The 21,633-nt window shown below is 72.4% G+C and carries 18 protein-coding genes and 1 pseudogene; 7 read left to right on the top strand and 12 right to left on the bottom strand.

Annotated elements, in window-relative coordinates:
* Window positions 1-7: 7 nt before the first annotated feature.
* A complete protein-coding gene (locus AB6L24_RS19365; RefSeq protein ID WP_405656780.1) occupies window positions 8-3,994 on the top strand; it encodes a DNA-binding protein in 3,987 nt (1,328 codons plus the stop codon).
* Window positions 3,995-4,050: 56 nt separating this feature from the next.
* Here AB6L24_RS19365 and AB6L24_RS19360 read toward each other — a convergent pair whose 3' ends face one another.
* Entirely contained in the window at window positions 4,051-4,215 is a 165-nt protein-coding gene (locus AB6L24_RS19360) for a hypothetical protein (RefSeq protein WP_405657241.1), read from the bottom strand.
* A 21-nt stretch (window positions 4,216-4,236) separates the two neighbouring features.
* Here AB6L24_RS19360 and AB6L24_RS19355 point away from each other — a divergent pair.
* Window positions 4,237-4,458, top strand: a pseudogene (locus AB6L24_RS19355) (class I SAM-dependent methyltransferase); the annotation flags it as partial.
* Window positions 4,459-4,576: 118 nt separating this feature from the next.
* A complete protein-coding gene (locus AB6L24_RS19350; protein ID WP_405656777.1) occupies window positions 4,577-4,981 on the top strand; it encodes a RidA family protein in 405 nt (134 codons plus the stop codon).
* A 38-nt stretch (window positions 4,982-5,019) separates the two neighbouring features.
* Here AB6L24_RS19350 and AB6L24_RS19345 read toward each other — a convergent pair whose 3' ends face one another.
* Window positions 5,020-7,803 (bottom strand): BTAD domain-containing putative transcriptional regulator, encoded by a 2,784-nt coding sequence (locus tag AB6L24_RS19345; RefSeq protein WP_405656775.1) that lies wholly within the window; start codon window positions 7,801-7,803, stop codon window positions 5,020-5,022.
* A 188-nt stretch (window positions 7,804-7,991) separates the two neighbouring features.
* Here AB6L24_RS19345 and AB6L24_RS19340 point away from each other — a divergent pair, with 188 nt between their 5' ends.
* Window positions 7,992-8,534 (top strand): GNAT family N-acetyltransferase, encoded by a 543-nt coding sequence (locus AB6L24_RS19340; RefSeq protein WP_405656772.1) that lies wholly within the window; start codon window positions 7,992-7,994, stop codon window positions 8,532-8,534.
* Between the two features lie 76 nt (window positions 8,535-8,610).
* Window positions 8,611-8,871: a hypothetical protein gene (locus tag AB6L24_RS19335; RefSeq protein WP_405656770.1), complete on the top strand. Its 261-nt coding sequence runs from the start codon at window positions 8,611-8,613 to the stop codon at window positions 8,869-8,871.
* Between the two features lie 39 nt (window positions 8,872-8,910).
* Here AB6L24_RS19335 and AB6L24_RS19330 read toward each other — a convergent pair whose 3' ends face one another.
* The 6 genes from AB6L24_RS19330 to AB6L24_RS19305 all read right to left on the bottom strand — a co-directional run bounded on the left by AB6L24_RS19330 (window position 8,911) and on the right by AB6L24_RS19305 (window position 17,048).
* Window positions 8,911-9,900, bottom strand: coding sequence for an NAD(P)-dependent alcohol dehydrogenase (locus AB6L24_RS19330; protein WP_405656768.1), 990 nt, complete (start codon window positions 9,898-9,900; stop codon window positions 8,911-8,913).
* Between the two features lie 314 nt (window positions 9,901-10,214).
* Window positions 10,215-11,375 carry a serine hydrolase domain-containing protein gene (locus AB6L24_RS19325; protein ID WP_405656766.1) on the bottom strand — a complete coding sequence of 387 codons (1,161 nt, stop codon included), beginning with the start codon at window positions 11,373-11,375 and terminating at the stop codon, window positions 10,215-10,217.
* A 188-nt stretch (window positions 11,376-11,563) separates the two neighbouring features.
* Complete coding sequence (locus AB6L24_RS19320; protein ID WP_405656765.1) at window positions 11,564-12,241, bottom strand: DUF4232 domain-containing protein; 678 nt, start codon at window positions 12,239-12,241, stop codon at window positions 11,564-11,566.
* A gap of 443 nt (window positions 12,242-12,684) precedes the next feature.
* The gene (locus AB6L24_RS19315; RefSeq protein WP_405656763.1) at window positions 12,685-13,878 is read right to left on the bottom strand and encodes a serine hydrolase domain-containing protein; all 1,194 of its coding nucleotides are present in this window, start codon (window positions 13,876-13,878) and stop codon (window positions 12,685-12,687) included.
* 154 nt (window positions 13,879-14,032) lie between these two features.
* Complete coding sequence (locus tag AB6L24_RS19310; RefSeq protein ID WP_405656760.1) at window positions 14,033-16,756, bottom strand: DUF6185 family protein; 2,724 nt, start codon at window positions 16,754-16,756, stop codon at window positions 14,033-14,035.
* Between the two features lie 163 nt (window positions 16,757-16,919).
* Window positions 16,920-17,048, bottom strand: a complete 129-nt coding sequence (locus AB6L24_RS19305; RefSeq protein ID WP_405656759.1) for a hypothetical protein — start codon at window positions 17,046-17,048, stop codon at window positions 16,920-16,922.
* A 150-nt stretch (window positions 17,049-17,198) separates the two neighbouring features.
* Here AB6L24_RS19305 and AB6L24_RS19300 point away from each other — a divergent pair, with 150 nt between their 5' ends.
* The gene (locus tag AB6L24_RS19300) at window positions 17,199-17,804 is read left to right on the top strand and encodes a dihydrofolate reductase family protein (protein WP_405656757.1); all 606 of its coding nucleotides are present in this window, start codon (window positions 17,199-17,201) and stop codon (window positions 17,802-17,804) included.
* On the opposite strand, the gene AB6L24_RS19295 is transcribed toward AB6L24_RS19300, so the two are convergent.
* From AB6L24_RS19295 to AB6L24_RS19285, 3 genes are read right to left on the bottom strand one after another with little or no spacing between them, the layout of a single operon-like run.
* A complete protein-coding gene (locus AB6L24_RS19295; protein WP_405656755.1) occupies window positions 17,794-19,038 on the bottom strand; it encodes an MAB_1171c family putative transporter in 1,245 nt (414 codons plus the stop codon). The two genes, AB6L24_RS19300 and AB6L24_RS19295, sit on opposite strands and share 11 nt — an antisense overlap.
* On the bottom strand, window positions 19,035-19,565 hold the full coding sequence (locus AB6L24_RS19290; protein ID WP_405656753.1) for an ImmA/IrrE family metallo-endopeptidase: 531 nt from the start codon (window positions 19,563-19,565) through the stop codon (window positions 19,035-19,037). Before AB6L24_RS19290 ends, AB6L24_RS19295 begins: the two co-directional genes overlap by 4 nt.
* A gap of 45 nt (window positions 19,566-19,610) precedes the next feature.
* Window positions 19,611-20,093 (bottom strand): helix-turn-helix domain-containing protein, encoded by a 483-nt coding sequence (locus tag AB6L24_RS19285; protein ID WP_405656751.1) that lies wholly within the window; start codon window positions 20,091-20,093, stop codon window positions 19,611-19,613.
* Window positions 20,094-20,346: 253 nt separating this feature from the next.
* Between AB6L24_RS19285 and AB6L24_RS19280 the strand changes: the two genes are divergently transcribed.
* Complete coding sequence (locus tag AB6L24_RS19280; RefSeq protein WP_405656748.1) at window positions 20,347-21,228, top strand: LysR substrate-binding domain-containing protein; 882 nt, start codon at window positions 20,347-20,349, stop codon at window positions 21,226-21,228.
* Between the two features lie 67 nt (window positions 21,229-21,295).
* On the opposite strand, the gene AB6L24_RS19275 is transcribed toward AB6L24_RS19280, so the two are convergent.
* Window positions 21,296-21,517, bottom strand: a complete 222-nt coding sequence (locus AB6L24_RS19275) for an MbtH family protein (RefSeq protein WP_405656746.1) — start codon at window positions 21,515-21,517, stop codon at window positions 21,296-21,298.
* Between the last annotated feature and the right edge of the window lie 116 nt (window positions 21,518-21,633).

Genomic DNA, 21,633 nt, shown 5'->3' with positions numbered 1-21,633 from the left:
GCGTGGGGTGGGGCGTCGGGAAAAGCCGCTCGATCCGACGGACGGGCCGGTGGCCCGGTTCGCGGTGGAGTTGCGCAAGGTGCGGCGGGAGGCGGGAGCTCCGTCGTATCGCGTGATGGCGCAGCAGGTGGGCTACTCGGTGACGGCGCTTTCGCAGGCGGCCGCGGGGGAGAAACTGCCGTCGCTCGCGGTGGCGCTGGCGTACGCGCGGGCCTGTGGGGCCGATCCGCAGGAGTGGGAGCGCCGCTGGCGCGAGGTGGAGCGGGAGCGGGCCGAGGAGTCGCTGGACGAGGGGGACGGCGACGTCGGGCAGTCGCCGTACCGGGGCCTGACGCGCTACGAGCCGGGAGACGAGGGGCTGTTCTTCGGGCGTGAGCGGCTGACCGAGGACCTGGTCGAGCGTGTCCGGGCGTCCCGCTTCACCGTGGTGTTCGGTCCCTCCGGGGGCGGCAAGTCGTCCCTTCTGCGGGCGGGGCTCATACCCCGGCTGCGGCGGGCCGACGACGCGGTGGAGCGTCCAGCGGCGCTTCGGATCCTCACACCGGGCGAGCATCCTTTGCGTACGCACACCAAGGTGCTTACGCCCGTCGCGGGGGACGGTGACACCTGGCTGATCGTGGACCAGTTCGAGGAGGTGTTCACGCTGTGCCGGGATCCGCAGGAGCGGGCCGCCTTCATCGACGGGCTCCTGGCGGCGCGGCGTCCCGAGAGCCGGTTGCGGGTGGTGCTCGGTGTGCGCGCCGACTTCTACGGCCGCTGCGCCGAACACCGCGCTCTGGCGGAGGTGTTGTCCGAGGCGAGTCTTCTGGTCACGGCGATGTCGGCGGCCGAGCTGCGACAGGCGGTCGTGAAGCCCGCCCAGGTCTCGGGGCTGATCGTGGAGCGCGAGTTGACGGCCCGGCTGGTGAAGGAGGCCGGGAGCGAGCCGGGGGCGCTGCCGCTGCTGTCCCACGCGCTGCGAGAGACCTGGCGGCGCAGGCGCGGCCGGACGCTGACGTTGCAGGGGTACGAGGACACCGGCGGCCTCCACGGTGCCATCGCCCGCACCGCCGAGGACGTCCACGCCCGGCTCTCGGACAGCCGTAAGGAGTTGGCGCGGCTGATCCTGCTGCGGCTGATCGCCCCGGGGGAAGGATCCCAGGACACCCGGCGGCCCATCCGGCGCGCCGAACTCGACTTCGGTGACCGCGACGAGGTCGACGCCGTGGTCGACCTGTTGGCCCGGGCCCGGCTCATCACCCTCGACGACGACACCGTCGACCTGGCCCACGAGGCGCTCATCACGTCCTGGCCCCGCCTCGGAGCCTGGGTGGACGCCCACCGGGACCGGCTGCGCGCCCACCGCCACCTGACGGAGGCGGCACGCACCTGGGAGGAACTGGCCCACGACCGGGGCGCGTTGTACCGGGGCGCCCGCCTGACCACGGCGGCGGAGCACTTCACCGCCGACGGCGACGGATGCGCCGACCTGACCGGGCCCGAGCTGTCCTTCCTCTCCGCGAGCCGACAGGCCCGCGCGCGTGCGCGGCGCCGGCGCCGCGCCCTGTCCGGTGCGCTGGCCGTCCTGGTGGTCCTGTCGGTGCTCGCCGGTGCCATGGCGTGGCGGGAGAGCCGTACGAGCGAGCGGCGGCACGTCGAGGCGGAGGCCCGCCGCATCGCCGCCGCGGCCGCCACGATGCGCGATCACGACCCGGTCACCGCGATGCGGCTGAGCGTCGCCGCCTGGCGGCTCGCGGAGTCCACCGAGACCCGCTCGGCGCTGCTCGGCGCCATGACGCAGAACGAGGTGTCGTCCTTCTCCCGACCCGAGGGCGGAAAGGAGCCCGTGGCGACCGAGTTGACCGCCGACGGGCGGACGCTGGTGGTGGCGGCCGCGGGGCACGTGCGGACCTGGGACATGCGGGAGCTGCGGCCGAGGGCGCGTACGTATCCCGGGCTCGGCGAGCTGGCCGCGGACGGGCCGGATGTGACGGTGAGCCCGGACGGCCGGACGCTGGCCTTGGCCATGACCGAAGGCACGGTGATGTGGGACGTCCGGGCCGGTCGTGTGCTCAGCCGCCTGCCCGCGACCGGGCCGCCGAGCGTGGTCTTCTCCGCCGACGGCGAGCGTGTGGTGCTGCAGGTGTGGAACGTGGACGGCTCGGACACGGGCGAAGACGAAGAGATGGTGCCGGACGGAGCGGGTGGTTCGAGCTCGTCGCAAGGCGCGGGCGATTCAGGCACGTTGGAAGGTGCGGGCGGTTCGGGCACCTCAGGGCATGGTGCGCGTACGGCAGAGAGCGCGGACACCGCGTACAGCAAGCTCTTCGACGTACGCAGTGGCCGCACCCTCCTGGCCATGAAGCAGCGGCAGCCGCACAAGTCGGAGAGCTTCGCGCTCAGCGCGGACGACCGTCTGCTGGCCCGCTGCGGTGAGGAAGGCCCGCTGGAGGTCTGGGACATCGCCCGGCGCGCGCGGCTCAAGCGCTCCTGGCTGACCGCGGACAAGAAGAGGTTCGACTGCGGCGCCGCCACGTTCGTGTTCACCCCGGACAGCAGGCATCTGGCGCGCGTCACCAACCGTGAGATCCGCCGCTGGGACCTGCGCAGCGGGCGCGAGGCGCCGCGGGTGGCGAGCCGAGGCCTTGAGGACGTCCGGTTCAGCGCGGACAGCAAGTTCGCGGTGGCGTCCACGCCGGACGGGGTCGAGGTGTGGCGCCTTGCCTCGCCGGACGCGCCGGTGGCGCGCCGTGCCACCGTCGGCAGCGCGTCCGTGGGCTTCGCGTTCGACCGGAGCGCGGGAGCCGTGCGCTACTTCAACGAGTCGCAGACGGTCGTGCACTCGCTGAGCGTGAAGTCGGCGGTCGACGCGGTGTGGCGCAAGGAGTACTACTCCCAGGGGCGGCTGGCCGCGGACGGACGCACCCAGGCCGTCGTCCGGCACACGGAGGACGGCAGAAACCTGCGGCTTGTCGACACCGGCAGCGGGCGGACCGTCTTCGAGCCGCCGGTCGAGCCCTGCCCCAGGGCCGCCGAGGACACCCCCGAGCCCGCCGGCCCTGACGACATGGCACCGGACGAGGAACTGGGCGCGGCCAAACTGGCCGACGGTATCCAGGCGCCGGACGACTGCGCCGACCTCATGTCGTTCAGCGCCGGCGGCCGGTACTTCGCCTACGGGCAGGCACGGCAGTTGGGCGACGGCAGGGCGCTGGACCGGGATCGGATCAGCGTCTGGGACGTCCGGAAGCGCCGGCAGCACGCGGTGGTCGACCTGGACGCGAACGCGATGGGCGGGAGCGGTCTGAACGGCCTCGTGCTCAGCGCCGACGGCTCCCGTCTGTTCCTGGGCCGCACGACGATGCGCGACACCACCGAGGTGTGGGACCTGCGCTCCGGCGGCCGGCCCAAGAAGGTCAGGACGCTGTCGGGTATCTCCGGCGACCTCGCGGTGCGACGGGACTCGGCCAGGATCGCCTCCTGGCAGGCCATCGCCGACCCCCGCACCGGCAAGAGCGTGCGCACGTCGCTGAGCGGCACCCTGACCAGCGAGCTGGCGTTCAGCCCCGGCGGGCAGTACCTGGCCGCGGGCGACGCCTACGGTCGCGTGACCATCTGGGACGGCACCGGCACCACCCGCCGCGCCGTCCTGACCGCCGCCGACTCCGACACCGCGCCCGCCACGGACGACGACGCGGTCCGCGCGCTCGCCTTCTCCCCCGACAACACCACGCTCGCCGTCGCCACCCTCTCCGGCACCGTCCAGCTGTGGGACGTCCCCTCCAGCAGACCGCTGGGGTCGCCCCTGCCCACACCCGGCGACACGATCACGGCGCTGGCCTTCAGCTCCGACGGCAGGACGCTGTACGCGAGCGGCTCCCATGTGCCGTCGCAGAAGTACGCGCTCGATCCCGCGCGTGTGCTCGGCGCCGTGTGCGAGCGGGCGGGTTCGGGTCTTTCGCGGCGGGACTGGCGGACCTATCTGCCGGATGTGTCCTACCGCGCCACGTGCTGACGGGGAGGTCCGGCCGAGTGGTCATCGCGCCCCGAGTCGCGTGCCTCCGGTGCTGATCAGAGGGGACGGTCGTCGTCGGGGCGGAAGCGGGCCTTGATGTGGACGCGTTCGCCCTGGGGGCCGAGGATGCTGAGGAATTCGACGTGGTGGTCGTCGGCGTTGCCGAACCAGTGCGGGCTGATCGGGATGCCGGGGGTCTCCGACAGGGCCGTCAGGGTCACGCCGCGGCGGAGGTGGTCACGATGACCCGAAATCCCGAGGTCGGCAGCGGCGACGAGCCGTACGGCACGGTCCAGCACTGGGACGAGATGTATCGCAGCCGCAAGCAGGTGTTCAGCGGCAACCCCAACAGAGTGCTCGTGGCCGAGACCGTCGGTCTGCCGCCGGGACAGGCGCTCGACGTCGGATGCGGTGAAGGGGCCGACGCGCACTGGCTGGCCCGGCGTGGCTGGCAGGTCACCGCGGCGCGCCGCCCCGGCACCCACCACACCCACGACACCGTCCTACGAGCACAACGCCTGCCGTGACAACACGTGTCGCTCACCGAGGAATGACTCGACCTGCACGCGCGTTCGAGCAGACATGACTAATGATCACCGCACCATCACCAACCCGGCCACCCTCCACGACCCGACCCCGTTCGGCTACAGCCACGCCGTCTCGGCACCCGGCGAACTCGTCTTCATCGCCGGTCAGTACGCCTCCGACAGCACCGGCGCACCCGTTCCCGGCGACTTCGCCTCCCAGGTGGAACTCGCCCTCGACCGGCTCCAGTCGGCGCTGGAGGGCGTCGGTCTCGGATACGAGCACGTGGTCCGGCTCGGCAGCTTCATCGTCGACCACGACATGGAGAAGCTGGCGGCCCTCGGCAAGGTGCTGCACGCGCGCTTCGGCGACCGGCTTCCCGCCCAGACCCTCAGCGGTGTCGCCGCCCTCGCGCTCCCGGGGATGCTCTTCGAGATCGACGCGACAGCGGTACGGCCGTAGCGGAACGGCAGGATGCGGGGCGCCCGGCTCCTGCCGCTTCAGCGCAACCGGTTCCGGACCCGCTCGGCCTGAGTGCGGCGGTTCTGGGACTCGTACAACGTCAGGGCCTGTTGCCACGCCTCGCGGGCCGCGGTGGCGTGGCCCAGGGCGTGGTGGGTCTCGGCCAGGTTCGCCAGGGTGTCGGCCTCGTTCGAGGCGTCGGAGCGTTCCCGGAGCAGGGGCAGGGCCTGCTCGAAGTACGCGAGGGCCGCGGGGAGTTGCCCGGAGTGGTGGGCGATGTAGCCGAGGCTGTCGAGGGTGGACGCCGCGTCCGCGGGGCTCGCGTGCTCCTCGTAGAGACGCAGCGCCTGCTCGCAGTGGGTGCGCGCCTCGGGGTACCGGGCGAGCTGAGCGTGCATCCAGCCGACGGCGTTGTGCTGGTTGGCCTGCCAGAACGGGTTGTCCAGGCGCTGGTACAGGGCGAGGGCGCGCAACGCGTGGTCGAGGGCGCGCTCGTCGTCGCCGCTCTGCTCCCAGACGCGGCCGAGGGTGCGGCAGATGTGTGCCTGGCCCGCGATGTCGTGGGTGCGCTCGGCCAGGACGAGGGCCTGCCCCAGGTGGTCGAGGGCCGCGGAGTGGTCGCCGCTCAGGGAGCGGGCGTGGCCGTAACGCCAGTGGGCCAGCGCCTGAGGGGCGGGCGTTTCTCCATGCTGTTCGGCGGCCGTGAGGGCCGTGCGCCAGACGGCGAGGTACTCCGTCAGGTGGTAGCCGCCCTGGTGGTACGAGATGAGGGTCCAGGCCAGCTGCCAGACCTGCCGGAGGCGACCCGTGGCCAGGGCGAGCGACTGCACGGCGAGCAGGCAGGCGTGTTCGTCGTCGAACCACCGCAGCGCCGCCGCGAAGTCGGCCGGAGTCTGTGGGGCGCAGCCGGGCGGCGGAGCTTCCGGCTGGACCATGAACGGCGTGTGGGGGCCGTCGAGGAGCCGGTTGGCCGCGTACGCGGTGTGCAGGTGGAAGTCGACGAGCCGGTCCAGGGCGGGCTCGACGTCCTCGCCGAGCTGCTGGTGGGCGATCTCGCACGCGTACAGGCGGATCAGGTCGTGCACGTGATAGCGGCCGGGCCGGTCCTGCCGCACCAGGTGGGCGCCCTCCAGTTCGGCGAGCAGGGTGCGGGCGTGGGGCACGGGCACGGCCGCGAGGCTCGCCGCGGCGGCGAGGCTGATGTCGGGCCCGGGGGCCAGGCCGAGGAGGACGAACAGGGTCGCGGCCTGCGGGGTGAGGGCGTGGTGCGAGGCGGCGAAGACGGTGCGCAGGTTGGCGGTGAGGTCACCGGCATAGAGGGCGTCGAGGCGGTCCGTGGCCTCGCTGAGTTCGGCGGCCAGGGTGGCGAGCGGGAAGTCGGGGTGGGTGGCGGCGCGGGCCGCCACGATGCCCAGGGCCAGGGGCAGTCCCGCGCAGTGGTCCACCAGGGCGCTGACGGCTTCGGGCTCGGCGGCGACGCGGGGCATGCCGAGGTGGCCGGTGAGGAGTTGGTGCGCGGCGGCGCGGTCGAGGACGTCCAGGGGCAGTGGCCGGGCGCCGTGGGTGGCGACGAGGGCGGTCAGGCGGCTGCGGCTGGTGATCAGGACGGTGCAGGCGGGGCTGCCCGGCAGGAGCGGGCGGACCTGGTCGGCGTCGCGGGCGTTGTCGAGGACGACGAGCATGCGGCGCTCGGCCACGAGGCTGCGGTAGAGCGCGGTCTGTCCGTCCAGGTGCGGCGGGATGCCGTCCGGGTCGACGCCGAGCGCGCCGAGGAAGCCGCGTACCGCCGTGGACACGGGCATCGGCTCCGCCGTCGGGTCGAAGCCGCGGAGGTTGACGTACAGCTGCCCGTCCGGGAAGCGGTGGGTGTTCTCGTGCGCCCAGCGCACGGCCAGCCAGGTCTTGCCGACGCCGCCGGACCCGCCGATCGCGGAGATCACCACGGTCTCGCCGAGGGCCTTGGTGAGTTGGTCGAGTTCGTCGCCGCGCCCGGTGAACACGCCTGGGGACAGCGGAAGTTGGCGGGGCACGGGGGCGGCGGGCGACGCCGCGCCGCCCGGTGGCCGGGGCAGGCCGAGTTCCGGGTCGTCGGTGAGGATGCGCTGGTGGAGTTCCCGCAGGGGGGCTCCGGGGTCGACGCCGAGTTCGTCGGCGAGCTGTTCCCTGACGCGCTGGTAGTGGCCGAGGGCGTCGGCGGCGCGGCCCGCTCCGTGCAGGGCGAGCATGAGCTGACCGGCCAGGCGCTCGTCCAGGGGGTGCGCCTCGGCGCGTGCGGTCAGTTCGGCGAGGAGTTCGCCGTGGCGGCCCTGTTGCAGGGCGAGGTCGTTGTGGTCCAGCTCGGCGGCGAGGCGTTCCCGGGCGAGGGTGTCGCGCAGTGCGTTGAACCAGGGCGTGTCCAGGCCGGCGAACGCCTCGCCCCGCCACTGGCCGAGCGCCCGCGCGAGCAGATCCGCGGCCTGGTCGCGGTCCTCGGTCGCCCTGGCCCGCGCGACCAGGTCGCGGAACCGGTGCAGGTCCACGGCCGCGGGGTCGACGGTGAGCCGGTATCCACCCGGCTCCTTGTCGATGCGCACGCCGGTCTTCTCCAACCGGAGAAGTGCCCGGCGCAGTCGGGACAGGTAGCTGTAGAGCGTGGACTGGAGCCGTCGCGGGGGTCGGTCACCCCAGATGCGGTCGGCCAGCTGATCGACGGAGACCGTGTGGTTGGCGTCCGCGAGGAGCACCGCGAGGACCCCGCGCTGCCGCATGTGTCCGATGCTCAGCGGCTGGTCGCCTTCGGTGACTTCGATGTCTCCCAGCACCACGAAGCGGGCCGTCGCCACACCGCACCTCCTGCCCCCGTGACCTGCGTCGTGCGCACCGCTGTGCTTCCTCGCCCACCCTGGCCGCGCGATTCAAGGTTTGTCCAAGGTTTGTCCAGGCTCGGCCGAAAACCGGCCACGTCCCCACCCGCGCGCCGACGGCGGGATATTCGTTTGCCGCTGGTCGTCCGGTCGGATAGGAAACGTCCATGCTCAAGGGCGGCAAGGTCGGGCTACGGGCTCGGCACGAGGACGACATCCCGATTCTTCAGGCCGAGCTGTACGACGACGTGGCCAACCACTCGCGGGCCGACACCCGGCCGTGGCGGCCGATCACGCCCGGCTCCACGGCCTCCAAGGTCGTCGTGGACGACAAGGACGAGCGGCTCGCCGCGTTCTCCGTGGTGGAGCTGGACAGCGGCACGCTGGTCGGCTCCGCGGAGCTGTGGCACATCGACCACCACAACCGCTCCGCGCACATCGGCGTGACCCTGCTGCCGTCCTCCCGCGGCAGGGGCTACGGCACCGACGTGGTCGCGGTGCTGTGCCACTACGCCTTCACCGTGCGCGGCCTGCGGCGGGTCCAGATCGAGACACTGGCCGACAACGCCGCGATGCTCCGCGCCGCCGAACGCAACGGCTTCGTCCGCGAGGGCGTGCTGCGCTCCTCGGCCTGGGTGATGGGCGAGTTCCTGGACGAGGTGCTGCTCGGGCTGCTCGCCGAGGAGTGGAAGCCGGGCCCGAAGGCTTAGCGCGTCCGGCTCTCGGCACCGGAGCACCGGCCTCCGCCCTCAGCCCGCCCACGAGCCCTGCCGATACGGTTGGCCCATGCACGTACGAGCAGTGGATCCGCGGGACACCGTCTGGGAGCACGACGACGCCACCTACCGGGCGTACTTCTGGGACCGGTCACGGGCGGCGTCGGACGAGTACGAGGTGACGGGCGGCGACGTCGAGGACGTGCTGGCCTGGGCGCGGGCCAGGGCGGAGGAGACCGGCTCGGCCTACACGCTGTACGTGCGCGTCGTCGACGAGGGCAAGAGCGGTCTGGTCCGGCTCAGTGGGGTGGCGGGCGACCCGTTCGCCTGAGGCTCCGCTCGCCTCAGGGCGGGGTGGCGTCGGGTCGCCTCAGGGCGGGGTGGCGTCGGGTGGCATGGTCAGGACGACCTTGCCCCGGGGGTGGCCGCGCTCCAGATGGCGGACGGCTGCCGGGGCCTCGGCCAGGGGGTAGGTGCTGTCGACGACCGGGGTGATGGTGCCGCTCTCGATCAGGGATGTGAGGGTGACCAGGTCGGCTCGGCGTACGACGGCCAGCAGGCCGCGGAGGTCGTGGCGTGCGAAACGGGTCAGCAGGGCCATCCGCAGCTGGGTGCCGGTGTCGCCGAACCAGCGGCTGCCGCCCTCGCCGCCGACGCGTACGAGAGTGCCGCGCGGAGCGAGGGCGCGGCGCAGCACGGGCAGGGGGCGGTTCCCGGCGGCGTCGACCACGACGTCGTAGCGGTGCGGGGTGTCGGTGATCTCCTGGCGGGCGTAGTCGAGGACGGTCTTGGCGCCGAGGGAGCGCACGAACGTGGCCGCGCGGCCCCCGCAGACGCCGACGACCTCCGCGCCGTGGGCGACGGCGAGCTGGACGGCGAAGCTGCCCACCCCGCCCGACGCGCCGATGACCAGGACCCGCTGGCCGGCCCGCAGTCCCGCCTTGGTGTGCAGGGCCTGCAAGGCGGTGACGGCGGAGACGGGCACGGCGGCAGCCTGCACGAAGGTGACGTTCGCGGGCTTGGGGGCGATCTTCTCGGCCTTGGCGAGCGCGTACTCGGCGAAGGAGCCGTCGAGGTGCCCGTACACCGCGTCGCCGGGTGCGAGGCCCGTCACCTTCGCGCCGACCGCCTCGACGCGTCCCGCGCCGTCCCACCCCCGTACGGGGTTCCTGGGCCTCCGCAGTCCGAAGAACGGGCGGACCATCACGGGCAGCCCGGTCATGACGTGCAGGACGTCGGGGCCGACCCCCGCGGCGTGCACGCGCACCAGGACCTCGCCCTCGGCGGGGGTGGGCCGGTCGACGTCCCGTACGTGAAGCGTGTCCGCGGAGCCGTAGACGTTCTGCACGATGGCCTTCACGGTGGTTTCTCCCCGTCGAAGTGAGCGGGTAGGGCGGGCCCGTAAGGGATCTGGCGGATCGTCGATGGTGCGCGAAGCGTGGCGCGTGCGGCGTGCGGACTGCGGACTGCGGACTGCGGCTTGTGACGCGGGGCGCACCCGCCGCGGCCCTCTGCGTGGCGTCCGGGACTCCGCCCCTGTCCCATTGAAGCGGGAAGCCGCCGCGGGCTCCAGCCGGTCGGGCACACGAGGTGGCTCCAGGCGCCGAGTTCGTCCGGATCGGATCCGTGCGGTGACGGAGCCGCCGTCAGGTCCGAGGGCCGCGGCTCCGCCGCTCAGGCGGACGGGCAGAAGACGCTCTCCACGGCCTTGCCCGCGTCGACCTCCACGGCGCTCGGTCTGACGCTCAGGGTGAACGACATCGCGAACTGGCGGCGGCCGTCCTCCGAGTAGAAGGTCATGGCGATGGAGCCGGGGGCCGACCCGCCCGTGATGTAGAGGTCGTCGCCGCAACGGCCGCGGCCCTCGCCACGGGAGCGCGGCGCGCTGGGCAGCCGGTCGGTCAGAATGCGTTGGAGTTCCGGCGGCAGGAGCTTGCCCTGCGTGAACGCCCGGTTGAAGGCGCTCACGTCGTGCGCGGTGGAGACCACCCCTCCGGCCCCCGCCCCGGCGAGGCCCGCGTTGAACCGGTCCACGTCGCGCGGGGTGCCGTCGGCGTCGGGGTAATAGCCGTGGCCGTGCGGCCCCTTGACGCCGTCCGGCGGTTCGACCATGAGGTAGCTCTTGGTCATCCTGAGCGGGCCGAACAGGCGCGTGTGCAGCTCGGTGGCCAGGTCATGGCCGGTCAGCCTTTCGATGACCATGCCGAGGAGGGTGTAGTTGGTGTTGGAGTACGACCACTTCTCACCCGGATCGCCGGTCCGGGGCCGGCCGCGGCTCCACCCCACCAGGTCCAGCGGCCGGTAGGGGGTCGTGAAGTCGAAGACGTCGAACGCGGGGGCGCCCTCGCTCCCGTCCGGGTTCGGCTTGTCCGCGTACCAGTCGGGAATGCCGGACGTGTGCCGGAGCAGCTGCCGCACCGTGACCTCGTCGGCCCGCTGCACCAGGTCCTTCTTCACCACCACTGGAAGGAGGTCGCCGAGCTTGTCGTCCACGCCCAACTCGCCCTCATCGACGAGCTGCAGCACCACGGTCGCGACCATCTGCTTGGTCTGCGACCAGATCCGGAAGCGGGAGTCCGGGGGTATCTTCCCGCCCTTGCCGTCCAGCAACCGGGACCCCGCGCTGCCGAGCCCGACGGACCTCCCGTCGACATAGGCCCCGCCGACAACCCCCACGACCCCAGGGGTCCTGGCCAGTTCCTCCATCGCCTTCTGCACGCTGCCGACCCGCGCCGGGGCAGCGGCGGCGGGCCCGGCGGGGGCCAGCATCAGCAGGGCGACACCGGCGGCCAGACCGGCCCTGCTCAGCGACGGACGAACGTTCCCATACGGCACGACGTGCTCCGTTTCGTGATCACCATCCGGAGCCGGGGCTGCCGCCCTCGGCAGGGACCGCCGTGGTCCCTGCGCCTATGGAAGACAGGGGGCTGTCGCCGTGGCGTATGCGCTTTTCGATACGCCCGCGATACACCCGGTCCCCCGCGTCCCCCCGTCGTCGTTCCCGCTCGGCCTCTGTCAGCGGGTCAGTTCGCCCCGCCCTGCCCGGCGCTGCCCATCGGGCCGACCTTGACGGGGGTGCCCCCGCCCTCGGTGACGGGCAGGGTGGCGGCGCCCGGCCACTCCATGGAGAACGACTTCGTCTCGCCGGGAGGGGTCACCACGATGGCCGAGACGCTGACGCCGGAGCCGCCCGAGTCGTTGACCGGGTAGGTGACGCCGAAGGACACCTCGTCGCCGTCCTTGAGCGTCATCGGGCTCGACTGGCCGCTGCGCGTGGCGGACAGGTCCCCCTCGCTGGTCTTCAGGTCGACGCCCGCGAATCCGTTCAGGGCGCAGTCCTTGCCGGAACCGTTCTTGAACGTCACCGCGACCGTGCCCTCGGTGTCGCCGTCGACGGTGCTGTCCGTCGCGGTGATGTCCAGTTCGTCGGTACGGCACTTGCCGACCTTGGCACCGGTGTCGGAGCCGCCGCCGGTGGCCGCTCCCTGCCCGCCGGAGCTCTGCCCCGCGGAGTCCTTTCCGTCGGAGTCCTTCCCGCCCTCCTGGTCCGAACCGCCCGAGCCCGAACCACCGGGCGAGGACGACGCGGTGGACTCGGGCGACGGGGAGTCCCCTGCCGAGTCGTCACCGTCGTTGCAGGCCGAGAGCGAGAGAGTCGCGGCAACGGCCAGGGCGGCGAAGGTGAGCTTGTGAACGCGCATCGTTTCTTCCTCAGGATCGGTTGGGGTGTCGGCCGCCCGCTCCGGGTCGTACGAGCCGGTGCGAGCGGGCCTTGCTGACCTGCATGAGCCGCCCGGCTCGAAGCCGCGTTCATCCCAACCGCCCGCTAATACATCCCTGTTACACGCATCGCGAGGGACGAGGCGCACCACCTCGGGGCGCGCTCAGTCCGCGCCTGCCCCTTCGGGCACCGGTGCCGGATCCTGCCCTTCCGCCCTCCAGCAAGGGATACGGGGGCCTGCTCGCGGCGAGTCGTGCACCTCGGGGCACGCAGCCGAGCGGTCGGCGCCCCGGTTCCGAGCATCTGTGGGCGCCAGTTCGAGCATGCCGCCCTCCGGGACAGACCTGTAACCCTGAGGATCTTGACCCGACCGCTCCCGATCCCCGCACTCCGTGGCCGACTTCACGCCCCTGCGACCTGCCGTCAGTCCTCCAGGACGAGGTCGACGATCGCGCGGGCCAGTTCGAGTTCGGCGAGCGCCCATGTCCCTTTGCCGGTGCTGTAGTTGGTGGCCATCACCACCAGGGCCCGCCCGTCGACGGAGCGCACGATCTCCGAGTAGGAGCCGCCGACCTGGCTCTGCCCGGTGTGCCAGGCGACGCGCCGTTCGCCGGTGCCGGGCTCCAGGGCCCAGCCGTAGCCGTACGCGGGTCCGCCCTCGGCGTCCTCGGTCGCGGACGCGTGCGGGGTGAACATCTTGCGGCGCGCGTCGGCGGAGAGGACCTCGTGGCCGTTCAGGGCGACGTGCCAGTGGAACAGGTCCGTCGCCGTCGAGAGCATGCCGCCGTTGCCCCGCAGGTTCCAGTGCGGTCCGTCGGACGCCCAGGGCTGTTCGTCCGGGCGGCCCGCGGGCTTGCCCTGCTCGTCGTACTCGACGGCGATGCTCCGCCGGGGCCATCGCGGCCGGACGTAGCCGGTCCTCTCCAGGCCCGCGTGGTGGAAGAGGCGGTCGGCGAGGAACTGCTCGTACGGCAGCTCCGACCGTTCCTCGACGATCGCGGCGAGCAGGCTGTATCCCAGGTTGGAGTAGTGGAAGGCGCGGCCCGGGCGGGAGCGCAGCTCGGTCCGGGTCAGGGCCCGGAGCATCTCGGCGCGGGTCAGGGGGGTGTAGTCGTCGCCGTAGCGGTCGGGCAGGAACTCGGGCAGGCCCGAGGTGTGCGACAGGAGTTGATGCACCGTCAGAGGGCGGAGGTGCGGGGGCAGTCCCGGGAGCAGGTCGCCGAGGTGGTCGCGTACGTGGAGGCGGCCCGCCGTCTCCAGGTTCAGGACGGCGGCCGCGGTGAACTGCTTGGTGTTGGAGGCGATGTCGTACACCGTGTCGCGACCGCACCGGATGCCGCGTGCGCGGTCGGCGAACCCGAAGCTCTCGCTGTACACGACGCCGGACTCGCTCGCGGCGAGGACGGTGACGCCAGGACCCTTCGGCAGCTCGGCGGTGACCAACTCGTGGATCCGGTCGTGCAGTTCGCTGTCCGAGCGGTGCTCCGACTTCTTCGGGCCGCATGCGGTGGCCCCGACCAGGGCGGGCACGAGGAGCGCCGCCCCGCGCACCACCGCACGCCGTCCGACCGGAACTCCCTTGTACGCCGCGCTCGTCGACCTGTTCGGCCCTGGCATCGACCACTCCCCCATCCGGCGCTCACGCCCGCCCGGCACCGGCCGTCGACGCGAGCACCACCGCCTGTGGGCGCCCAGCATAGGAGCCTGTCCTTGAACCCCCTCCTGTGCCCCGGCGCCCGGCGCACACCTCGCCTCCGGGCGGAAGCGGGGCTCAAGGGCTGACGCCGGGGAACATCCAGGGCGGGCCGCCGTTGTCCGCGAAGAACTGCACGATCGTCGCGATGGCCGCGGCCTGCGCGAGGACCCAGGCGAACTGGATGGACAGATAGCGCGTCTGGTACACCACCGGCAGCAGGCTCAGGCTGCCGCGTCCGGGCAGAAGCTCACTGCGGAACGTCTCCACGTCCATCCGGACGCCGGTCAGGGTCAGGATGAGCAGCATGGACGCCGCGGCGAAGGCGAGGGTCGTCTGTTCCTCCCCCAGGCTCCAGTTGCCGAGGGCGAAGACGCCGATCGGCAGGGCGTAGGCGACGGCGAGCGCGAGGGCTTTGGCCGGGCCGCGCCGACCGGGGAGTTCCTGCCACAGCGCGCCCAGGAGGAATCCGGCCGCCGCGTACCCGATCTGCCACAGCACAAACTGGGTGACCACGTCCGGCAGCCCGATCCGGTCGTGCAGGGTGTTGGTCAGGGCCTCGCCGCGGAGTTGCTTGTCCCAGACCAGGACGGCGCTGAACGCCAGGGCGACCGGCTGGGTGAAGCGGGCCGCCCGCACCCCGTTCTCCCACCACGTGTCGCAGGGCCCCAGCGCGAGGGCGGCATCGACCACGGAGACGTCGCGGGGCAGCCGGTCGGGGCTCCCCGTCGACGCGCGCCAGCGATGCAGGCGGCGCAGCAGGGTCTCCATGTCGCGGCGTGCCGCCGTGTCCTCGTCGGTCTGTCCGGCCGCGCCACGCAGCCCGGCGTGCAGTTCCCGGTAGCGGCGGGCCCGGTCCAGGAGCCGGGTGCGGTGGGTGGCGGACAGCGTCGTGGCGAGCGGCTCCCCTGACCCGCTGAGCGGCCGGGCGGGGACCGCGCGGGGCCCCGTCAGGCGCAGGGTGCCCGCGAGCGCGCAGAAGTTGAGGAAGAACCACGCCCACGCGACGGCCTCACTGCCCGTGTACACGCCGATGTCCATCGCGGCCATGACCGGGAACAGCAGGAGGAGCAGCAACCGGTCCACGGCCTTGGGGCCGCGCCGCGCCAGCGTGGTGGCCCGCGCGGTCCGCACGGCCCGGCTGCGCAGCACGGCCAGGACGGCCAGACCGGTGAGCACCCACCACATCCCGAACCACCACCACTGGGAGGTTTCGGTGAACCACAGCAGGCTGCTGCGCAGCTCGGCCTGGTGCCAGGCGCCGTAGCCCCATTCCCGAGCGACGGCTCCGGAGTCGTTGATGACCACGCTCGGCGGATCCACGCGTGGGGAGAGCCAGCTGGCGCGGTTCCAGTCCCGCTCGACGGCCGCCGCGTAGCAGCCGCCGATGAGTGTGACGACGGCGCCGACCCCGGCCAACAGCAGCCAGGTACGGGGGCGTTGGCGTCGCGGCCGCCACAGGCCGCCGTCCACGGCCACCCGACGCACCGCCAGCGCGCCGCCGAGCAGCGGCAGGGCGAACGAGCAGACGGTGGCGCCCCAGACGACGCCCACGGTCACGTACCCGGGGCCGGGCGGCTGCACGAACCGTTCCGGGTCCAGCCCGACCGCGCCGGACAGCAGGCCGGGCACGGCGGCGCCCACCCCGAGCGCGGCACCGAGCAGGGCCACGGCGCGGGGCGGCCGGGCGAAGCACAGCAGCAGCGCTCCGGCCACGGCGGAGGTCAGCCAGGCGTACGGGGCGTACGCCGCGTTGCGCGCCCAGTCCGGTGTGTTCTCGAAGGCACCGGCCGCAGCGAGGTACACGTCGCGGCCCTGGACGGTGAGCGCGACGCCGAGCAGGGTCAGGCTCCAGTTCCGCAGGTTGGTGACGGCCTTGCCCTCGACGGGGTCCGGCACGCCGTGCCGGGGCCGCACGGTCAGCGCGCACCACACCGCCACGACGGCGGCGATCAGCCAGAGCGAGCCGCCCACGGCGCTGTACACCACGTACGGCGGCGAGTCGTCCAGGGCCGAGAAGGCTCGGGGCCAGGCGGGCTCGATCCCGACCTCGACCGATGGGGCTCCCTGGGGCACGAGTACGGAGCCGACGAGCAGCGGCTCCCCGGCGGGGCGCGCGACGCCGAGCACGGCGCCGAGGGCCGCGGCCTCGACCGGATCGCCCACGCGGGTGCTCCGCCACACCAGCGCCCCGCCGTCCTCCTTCGTGGTGGCACGGGGCTCGGCCGAGCGGGCGCCGGGGCGGCCGGGGTCCACGGCGACCTCGCGCCACCGCGCCTGCTCCAAGGTGTCGGGCGGGGTGAGACGGACGTCCCAGCGGGTCCTGCTCACCTCCACGGTCCAGGGCCCCACCGCGACGGTGCCGCGCTGGGCGACCCAGGCGTGGGCGGACAGGCGGACCTCCAACCACCGCTTGCGGGACGACTCCTCACCGGAGGGGGCGGTCGCGGGCTTCACCGCGGGGTCCTTGACCCGCCACTCCTCCCAGCGGGTCTCCACGCCGCCGTGGTCTCCCCTGGCCAGGCAGCGCATGGCCCGCCGGTAGCTGTCGGATCCGGTGCTGAGCAGCAGGTGCGCAGCCGGTTTCCAGGACATGGGGACCGTGAGCGTCGTGGTGGCGGAGGCCTTGGCGTAGGTGCGGTTCTCATCGTCGATGCGCAGATGTGCCTCGACAGTCGCCGTGCGCAGCCCGCGAGCGTCGCAGGAGGCATCGGATGCCGACGACGACACCACAGCGTACGCCTCTGCCACCACGGAGCCGGAGAGGAGCCCGACCAGGAGCACGGAGAAGAGTCCCCGCAAGCACCACACCATGCAAACCCCCGACACCGTCTCACCGGACCTCCGCACAGCCTGGCGGTGCACGCCTCGCCCTGCCATACGTCAGGAGCGATCGAACACGGGCCGAACGACAGGAGGGCAACGCGGGCCCGCTCCGGCAGCGCCCTGTGCGGGTCGCTCCGGGTCACGTGTCGTCGATGCTCAGTTCCATCCGGGTCTTGTAGAGGTGGTCCCACTCCGTATCGGGCCACGAGAACGTGAGCGCGCCGCCGACCACGTCGCGCGGCGCGGGCACAGACGGGTTCTCGGTCATCCGCAGCTCTTCCTCGAAGGGCGGTCAAACGCTCGTAGCGCATGCATCGAGGTGCCGCAGGGGCGCAAGAGCTGCCGCGACACGGCGCGGCCGATGAGTTTGTGACTCCCGGAGCGTCCAAGCTCGTGACACCCAGGAAAGGACATCGCCATGTCGGAACTTCTCGTCGACTTCATCACCTCCCTCGACGGCCACGCGTCGGGAAAGGGATGGCCCGGGTTCTGGGGCCTGGAAGGTCCGGAGTACCTCGCATGGCTCGGTGAGCAGCCCGAGGTCACCTATCTGATGGGAGCGAACACCTACCGCCTGATGTCGGGCTTCGCCGCGGGCGAGGTCCCGGACGGACAGGACGAGTTCAGGCCCGAGGAGGAGGCGTCCGTCGACGAGCTCACGCAGGCTCCCAAGGTGGTGTTCTCCTCCTCCCTCGAGGAGCCGCTGACGTGGGCCAACTCCACGCTCGTCCGCGACGACGCCGTCGAGGCGGTCCGCGCCATGAAGGCGAACGGCTCGGGTCTCCTCAGCACGATCGGCAGCCTCGCCCTGTCCCGGTCCCTGCTGAAGGCCGGACTCGTCGACCGCTTCCGGGTCGTGATGTTCCCGGTGATCACCGGGGCCACGGGTGAGGAGCGGATCTACGACGGCTATCCGGACGTTGCCCTCGACATGACCGAGCACCGCACGTTCGACGGCCGCATCCAGCTGGTCGAGTACAGGCCCCGCGTGCTCGAGCACCCGCCGCTCGACGTCACTGCGTGACGTCGCTCCGGACGCCGGTCCGATCGGCCGCCCGGCTCGCGGCCAGGGCGGCGGCGACCTGAGGGCTGCGCTCCATGGCCTCCGCCACCGTGACCAGCCAGTCGATCTCGTCGGCGAGCCCGGAGCCCTCGGGACCCGTGGCGGTGGGCGGCGCGCCCTGGTGATCGGGAACCGTGCGCCGGCGGCAGGACCGGACCATGGAGGCGAGCCGGGTCGCCTCCTGCACCGCCAGGACCTGGCGGGCGCCGAGTCCGGCCGCACGGCCCAGCTCTCCGGCGACGCGGACGGCGCCCGGGTCGGCGTACGGGCGCAGCGCCAGCTGGCAGTCGCGGATCTCGATGACCTGGCGGTAGACCTGGAACTCCAGGTGGGAGGGGCGCAGCCGGTGCCAGAACCCGTCGGCGTAGGCGGGCAGTTCGATGGTGGGGGCGAACTCGTGCAGCGCGTTGCGCAAGGGGCGCAGCCGCCGGTACTGGCGCCGGGCGCGCAGGTGTCGGCCGGGGGCGCCGAGGATCGGGCCCCAGCCGGGCAGGGTCCAGCCGACGTACATGATCAGCGCGCCGAGGTCCCCGAGCACGCGCAGGGCGGGCTCCACCGCGTCCAGGTCCACCGACAGGGCTGCCAGGGCGATGCCGAAGGCGCGGCTCAGGCTGACGGAGAGGGTCAGCCAGGAACCGAGGGCGACGAGGTACAGGCCGCGCCGCAGCCACAGGCGGTGGGAGACCTTGGCGTAGGCGTGGCTCATCCGCGCGACGGCGACCTCGCCCCAGATGAAGTACAGGAAGTAGATCGAGAGGAAGGCGGCGAACGGCGGGTTGTCCAGGTAGTACAGCGCGAAGTCCTTCGGGCGCTGCTCGGACGGCTCGGCCAGCGGGAAGAGCGTGAGGAGCGCGAGGAGGACGACCGCGGCGGCGAGCACACGGGGCCGCGCCCTGCGGCGGGCGACGGCGTGCGGGTGGGCCCAGAAGGTGAGGACGAACTGCTGGCCGGCCAGGCCGAGCACGACGCAGCCCATCGCGACCAGGGCCGCGGCGTTGGGGAAGCCGAGGAGCCGGTCGACGGGGACGTACACCCGGGGGTGGGCGACGGTGTAGGAGATGGCGGAGAACAGGAGCGTGCCGCACAGGGCGACCAGTGCGTAGTCGCGGGGTGCCTTGCGCAGGGCGGTGAGCTTGTAGCCGAACGCGAGCCAGGCGGCGGTGGCGCCCACCGAGTGGAGCGCGTACGCGTTCACCGCGGCTCGTCGGGGGCGTGCCGCAGCGAGCGGTCGAGGCGCTCGATGACGTCGGCGGAGCCGGAGGGCACCGTCCAGGTGGGTTCCCGGGTCCTGCGGTGGACTTCCTGGAGGATGAGGGAGGCGATCACCTCGGCCTCCTGTTCCTCCACGCTGCTGAAGTGCGAGCGCTGGAGCACACGCCGCACCATCCCGGGATCCAGGGTGGGCAGGACGGCGCGGGAGGCCTCATGGCCGGCCTCGCCGCTGGGCTGGTGGTCGCACAGCACATGGCCCAGTTCGTGGGCGATGATGTGCTCCTGGTGCAGCGGGCTGGTCTCCTGCTCGTAGAAGATGTAGTCGGTGCCTGCTGCCGCGACCCACAGGCCGTACGGCCCGCCCGGCGGCAGGGAGACCGGCGCGAGGTGGATCGGGCGGCCGGTGTGGTGGGCCACGCGGTCGCAGAGGTCCTGGATCGTCAGCGGTGCGGTGATGGCGAGGCCACGGACGAGAGCGCGGCATCGGCGGTTCAGCGCTCGTGAACTCAACTTTGCTTTCCCCCGATTCGATTGAAGTCCGCGGTGGCGCCGCCCTCAGGACTCCGAGGTGTCCTGTGGTGCCGTGGTGTCCCGCGACGGCGATGGCCGCCCCTGGTCCGGGTCGCGCGGGAGTCCTTCGAGTTCCCGCACCCGCTCGATCACTTCGTTGATGGAGCTGAGCGTCTGCGGGGACAGCCCCACCGTGCGCAGAGCCACCTGCTGCACCTGGGCGTCCCGCAGCGCGGAGAGCAGCTTGAGGTCGGCCTCGACCTTCCGGGACACGTCGTCGTCGAAGAAGTAGGCGGGCGGAACGCCGAAGAAGCGTGCCAGTCCCTCGATATGACGCAGGGTCGGATTGTCGCGTTGGCCTCTGCGCAGCAGCCAGATGTAGCTCCCGGAGATCGGGATGCCCTCCGCCGTGATGGCGCGCGCGACCTCCTCCGAGCTGTAGGGGGCACGGCCCGCCGGGACGACCGAGGCGAAGAGGTGGTCGAGCTTGGCCGCCAACGTGCCTGCCGCGTCGGGTGCACCGGTCACGACCACGCCTCCATCCCGTCGGGCCCGCTACGGCCTCTGCTCCTGTGGGTCTGGCCCATACGGATCCTGACTCATGTGGATCCTGAACTTCGCTGCATCCTACGCCAGTTGACACCCGCATTTGGGGCTGCCTAAAGTCCCCGGCATCGGGGGACGTCGACTCGTGTGGGATGGGTAGGGCAGACCATCGCACGCGAGTCGACACCGGAGCGTCGGCAGGAACGAACGCGCCCGGACTGAGCGAGGGGGACGGGTGAATCGCGACCTGCAGATCGGCACGCTGCGGACCCTGGCGGCCATCGTCGACCTGGGCGGCTTCAGCCGTGCGGCGGAGGCGCTGCATCTGACCCAGCCTGCCGTGAGCCAGCAGATGCGGCGCCTCGACTCGTTCCTCAAGGAGCCCGTCTTCGCCGCCACGGGACGGAATTTACGGCTCAGCCCGGCGGGCCAGGAACTGCTCGCCTATGCGCGCAAGATGCTGTCGCTCAACGACGAGGCGGTCGCCCGCTTCACCACGCCCCGCGAAGGACTGCGTGTCGCGATCGGCATATCCGACCAGTTCAGCGAGGCCCTGCCGGCGATTCTGCGCGGGCTCAAGCGTCAGGCGCCCGAGTCCCGCATCACCTTGCGGACCGGGCCCAGCGAGACGCTCGCCGAACAGGTGGCCACCGGCAGCCTCGACCTCGCCCTCCTGATCGACCCGTCGCCCGGCCCGGCCTACCGCGTCCAGGAGCTGGGAGCCATCGAGCTGGCCTGGTTCGGCCGGCCCGCGGTCGGGCACGGCGCGCCCCTGCCCCTCGTCCTGTTCACCGAGCCGTGCACCCTGCGCGGCCTCGCGCTGAACGCCCTCCACGACGCCGGGGTGCCGTGGACGAGCACGTACGAGGGTGCCGAACTGATCGGGCTGCGCGCCGCCCTCCACGCGGGCCTCGGCATCGCATGCCTCGTGGCCAACGCCGACGAGGTGTGGGGGCTGCCCACCGCGGTCCACCCGGCCCTCCCGCAGCCCCCGGGCCCCGTGCCCACGGCTCTGGCGCTCTCGCCGCGGGTCCCGCAGGAGTACGCCCACGGCGCCCTGGAGTCCATCCGCGCAGCCCTCGCCGCCTATCCCTTCGCGGTGCCGCGGCCCGTGTAGTCCCCCGGGGGCGGACACACCCGTTCTGCGGCATCCGTCCCGTTGGCAGGACAGGGCATATCCGTTTTTATGCAGGTGATCTGGGCATGGTCTCGCGGAGACTCCCGGGTCGCAGGTCGGTCCAGTCCCGCTCGATGTAGGCCATGCAGTTGCGGCGGTCGTCCGGGCCGAAGACGCCACGCCAGCCGTCGGGGATGCCGATGAAGGACGGCCACAGCGAGTGCTGCCCCTCGGCGTTGACGAGGACGAGGAAGACACCGGACTCGTCGTCGAACGGGTTGGTGCTCACAGGCGGACTCCTCTGCCCGAGAATCGCAGCCGGAATTCTGGACGCACCACATTCCCCCGTGGAAGAAAATGTGGTGCGGTACGAGAACAGTAACTCCGGAGCGGCCATCACCGCCC

This window comes from Streptomyces sp. RK9 (genome assembly GCF_045070545.1).
Taxonomy (GTDB): Bacteria; Actinomycetota; Actinomycetes; order Streptomycetales; family Streptomycetaceae; genus Streptomyces; species Streptomyces alboflavus.
Note: the sequence above shows the minus strand (reverse complement) of the source record. Positions and strands in the feature narration are given on the sequence as shown.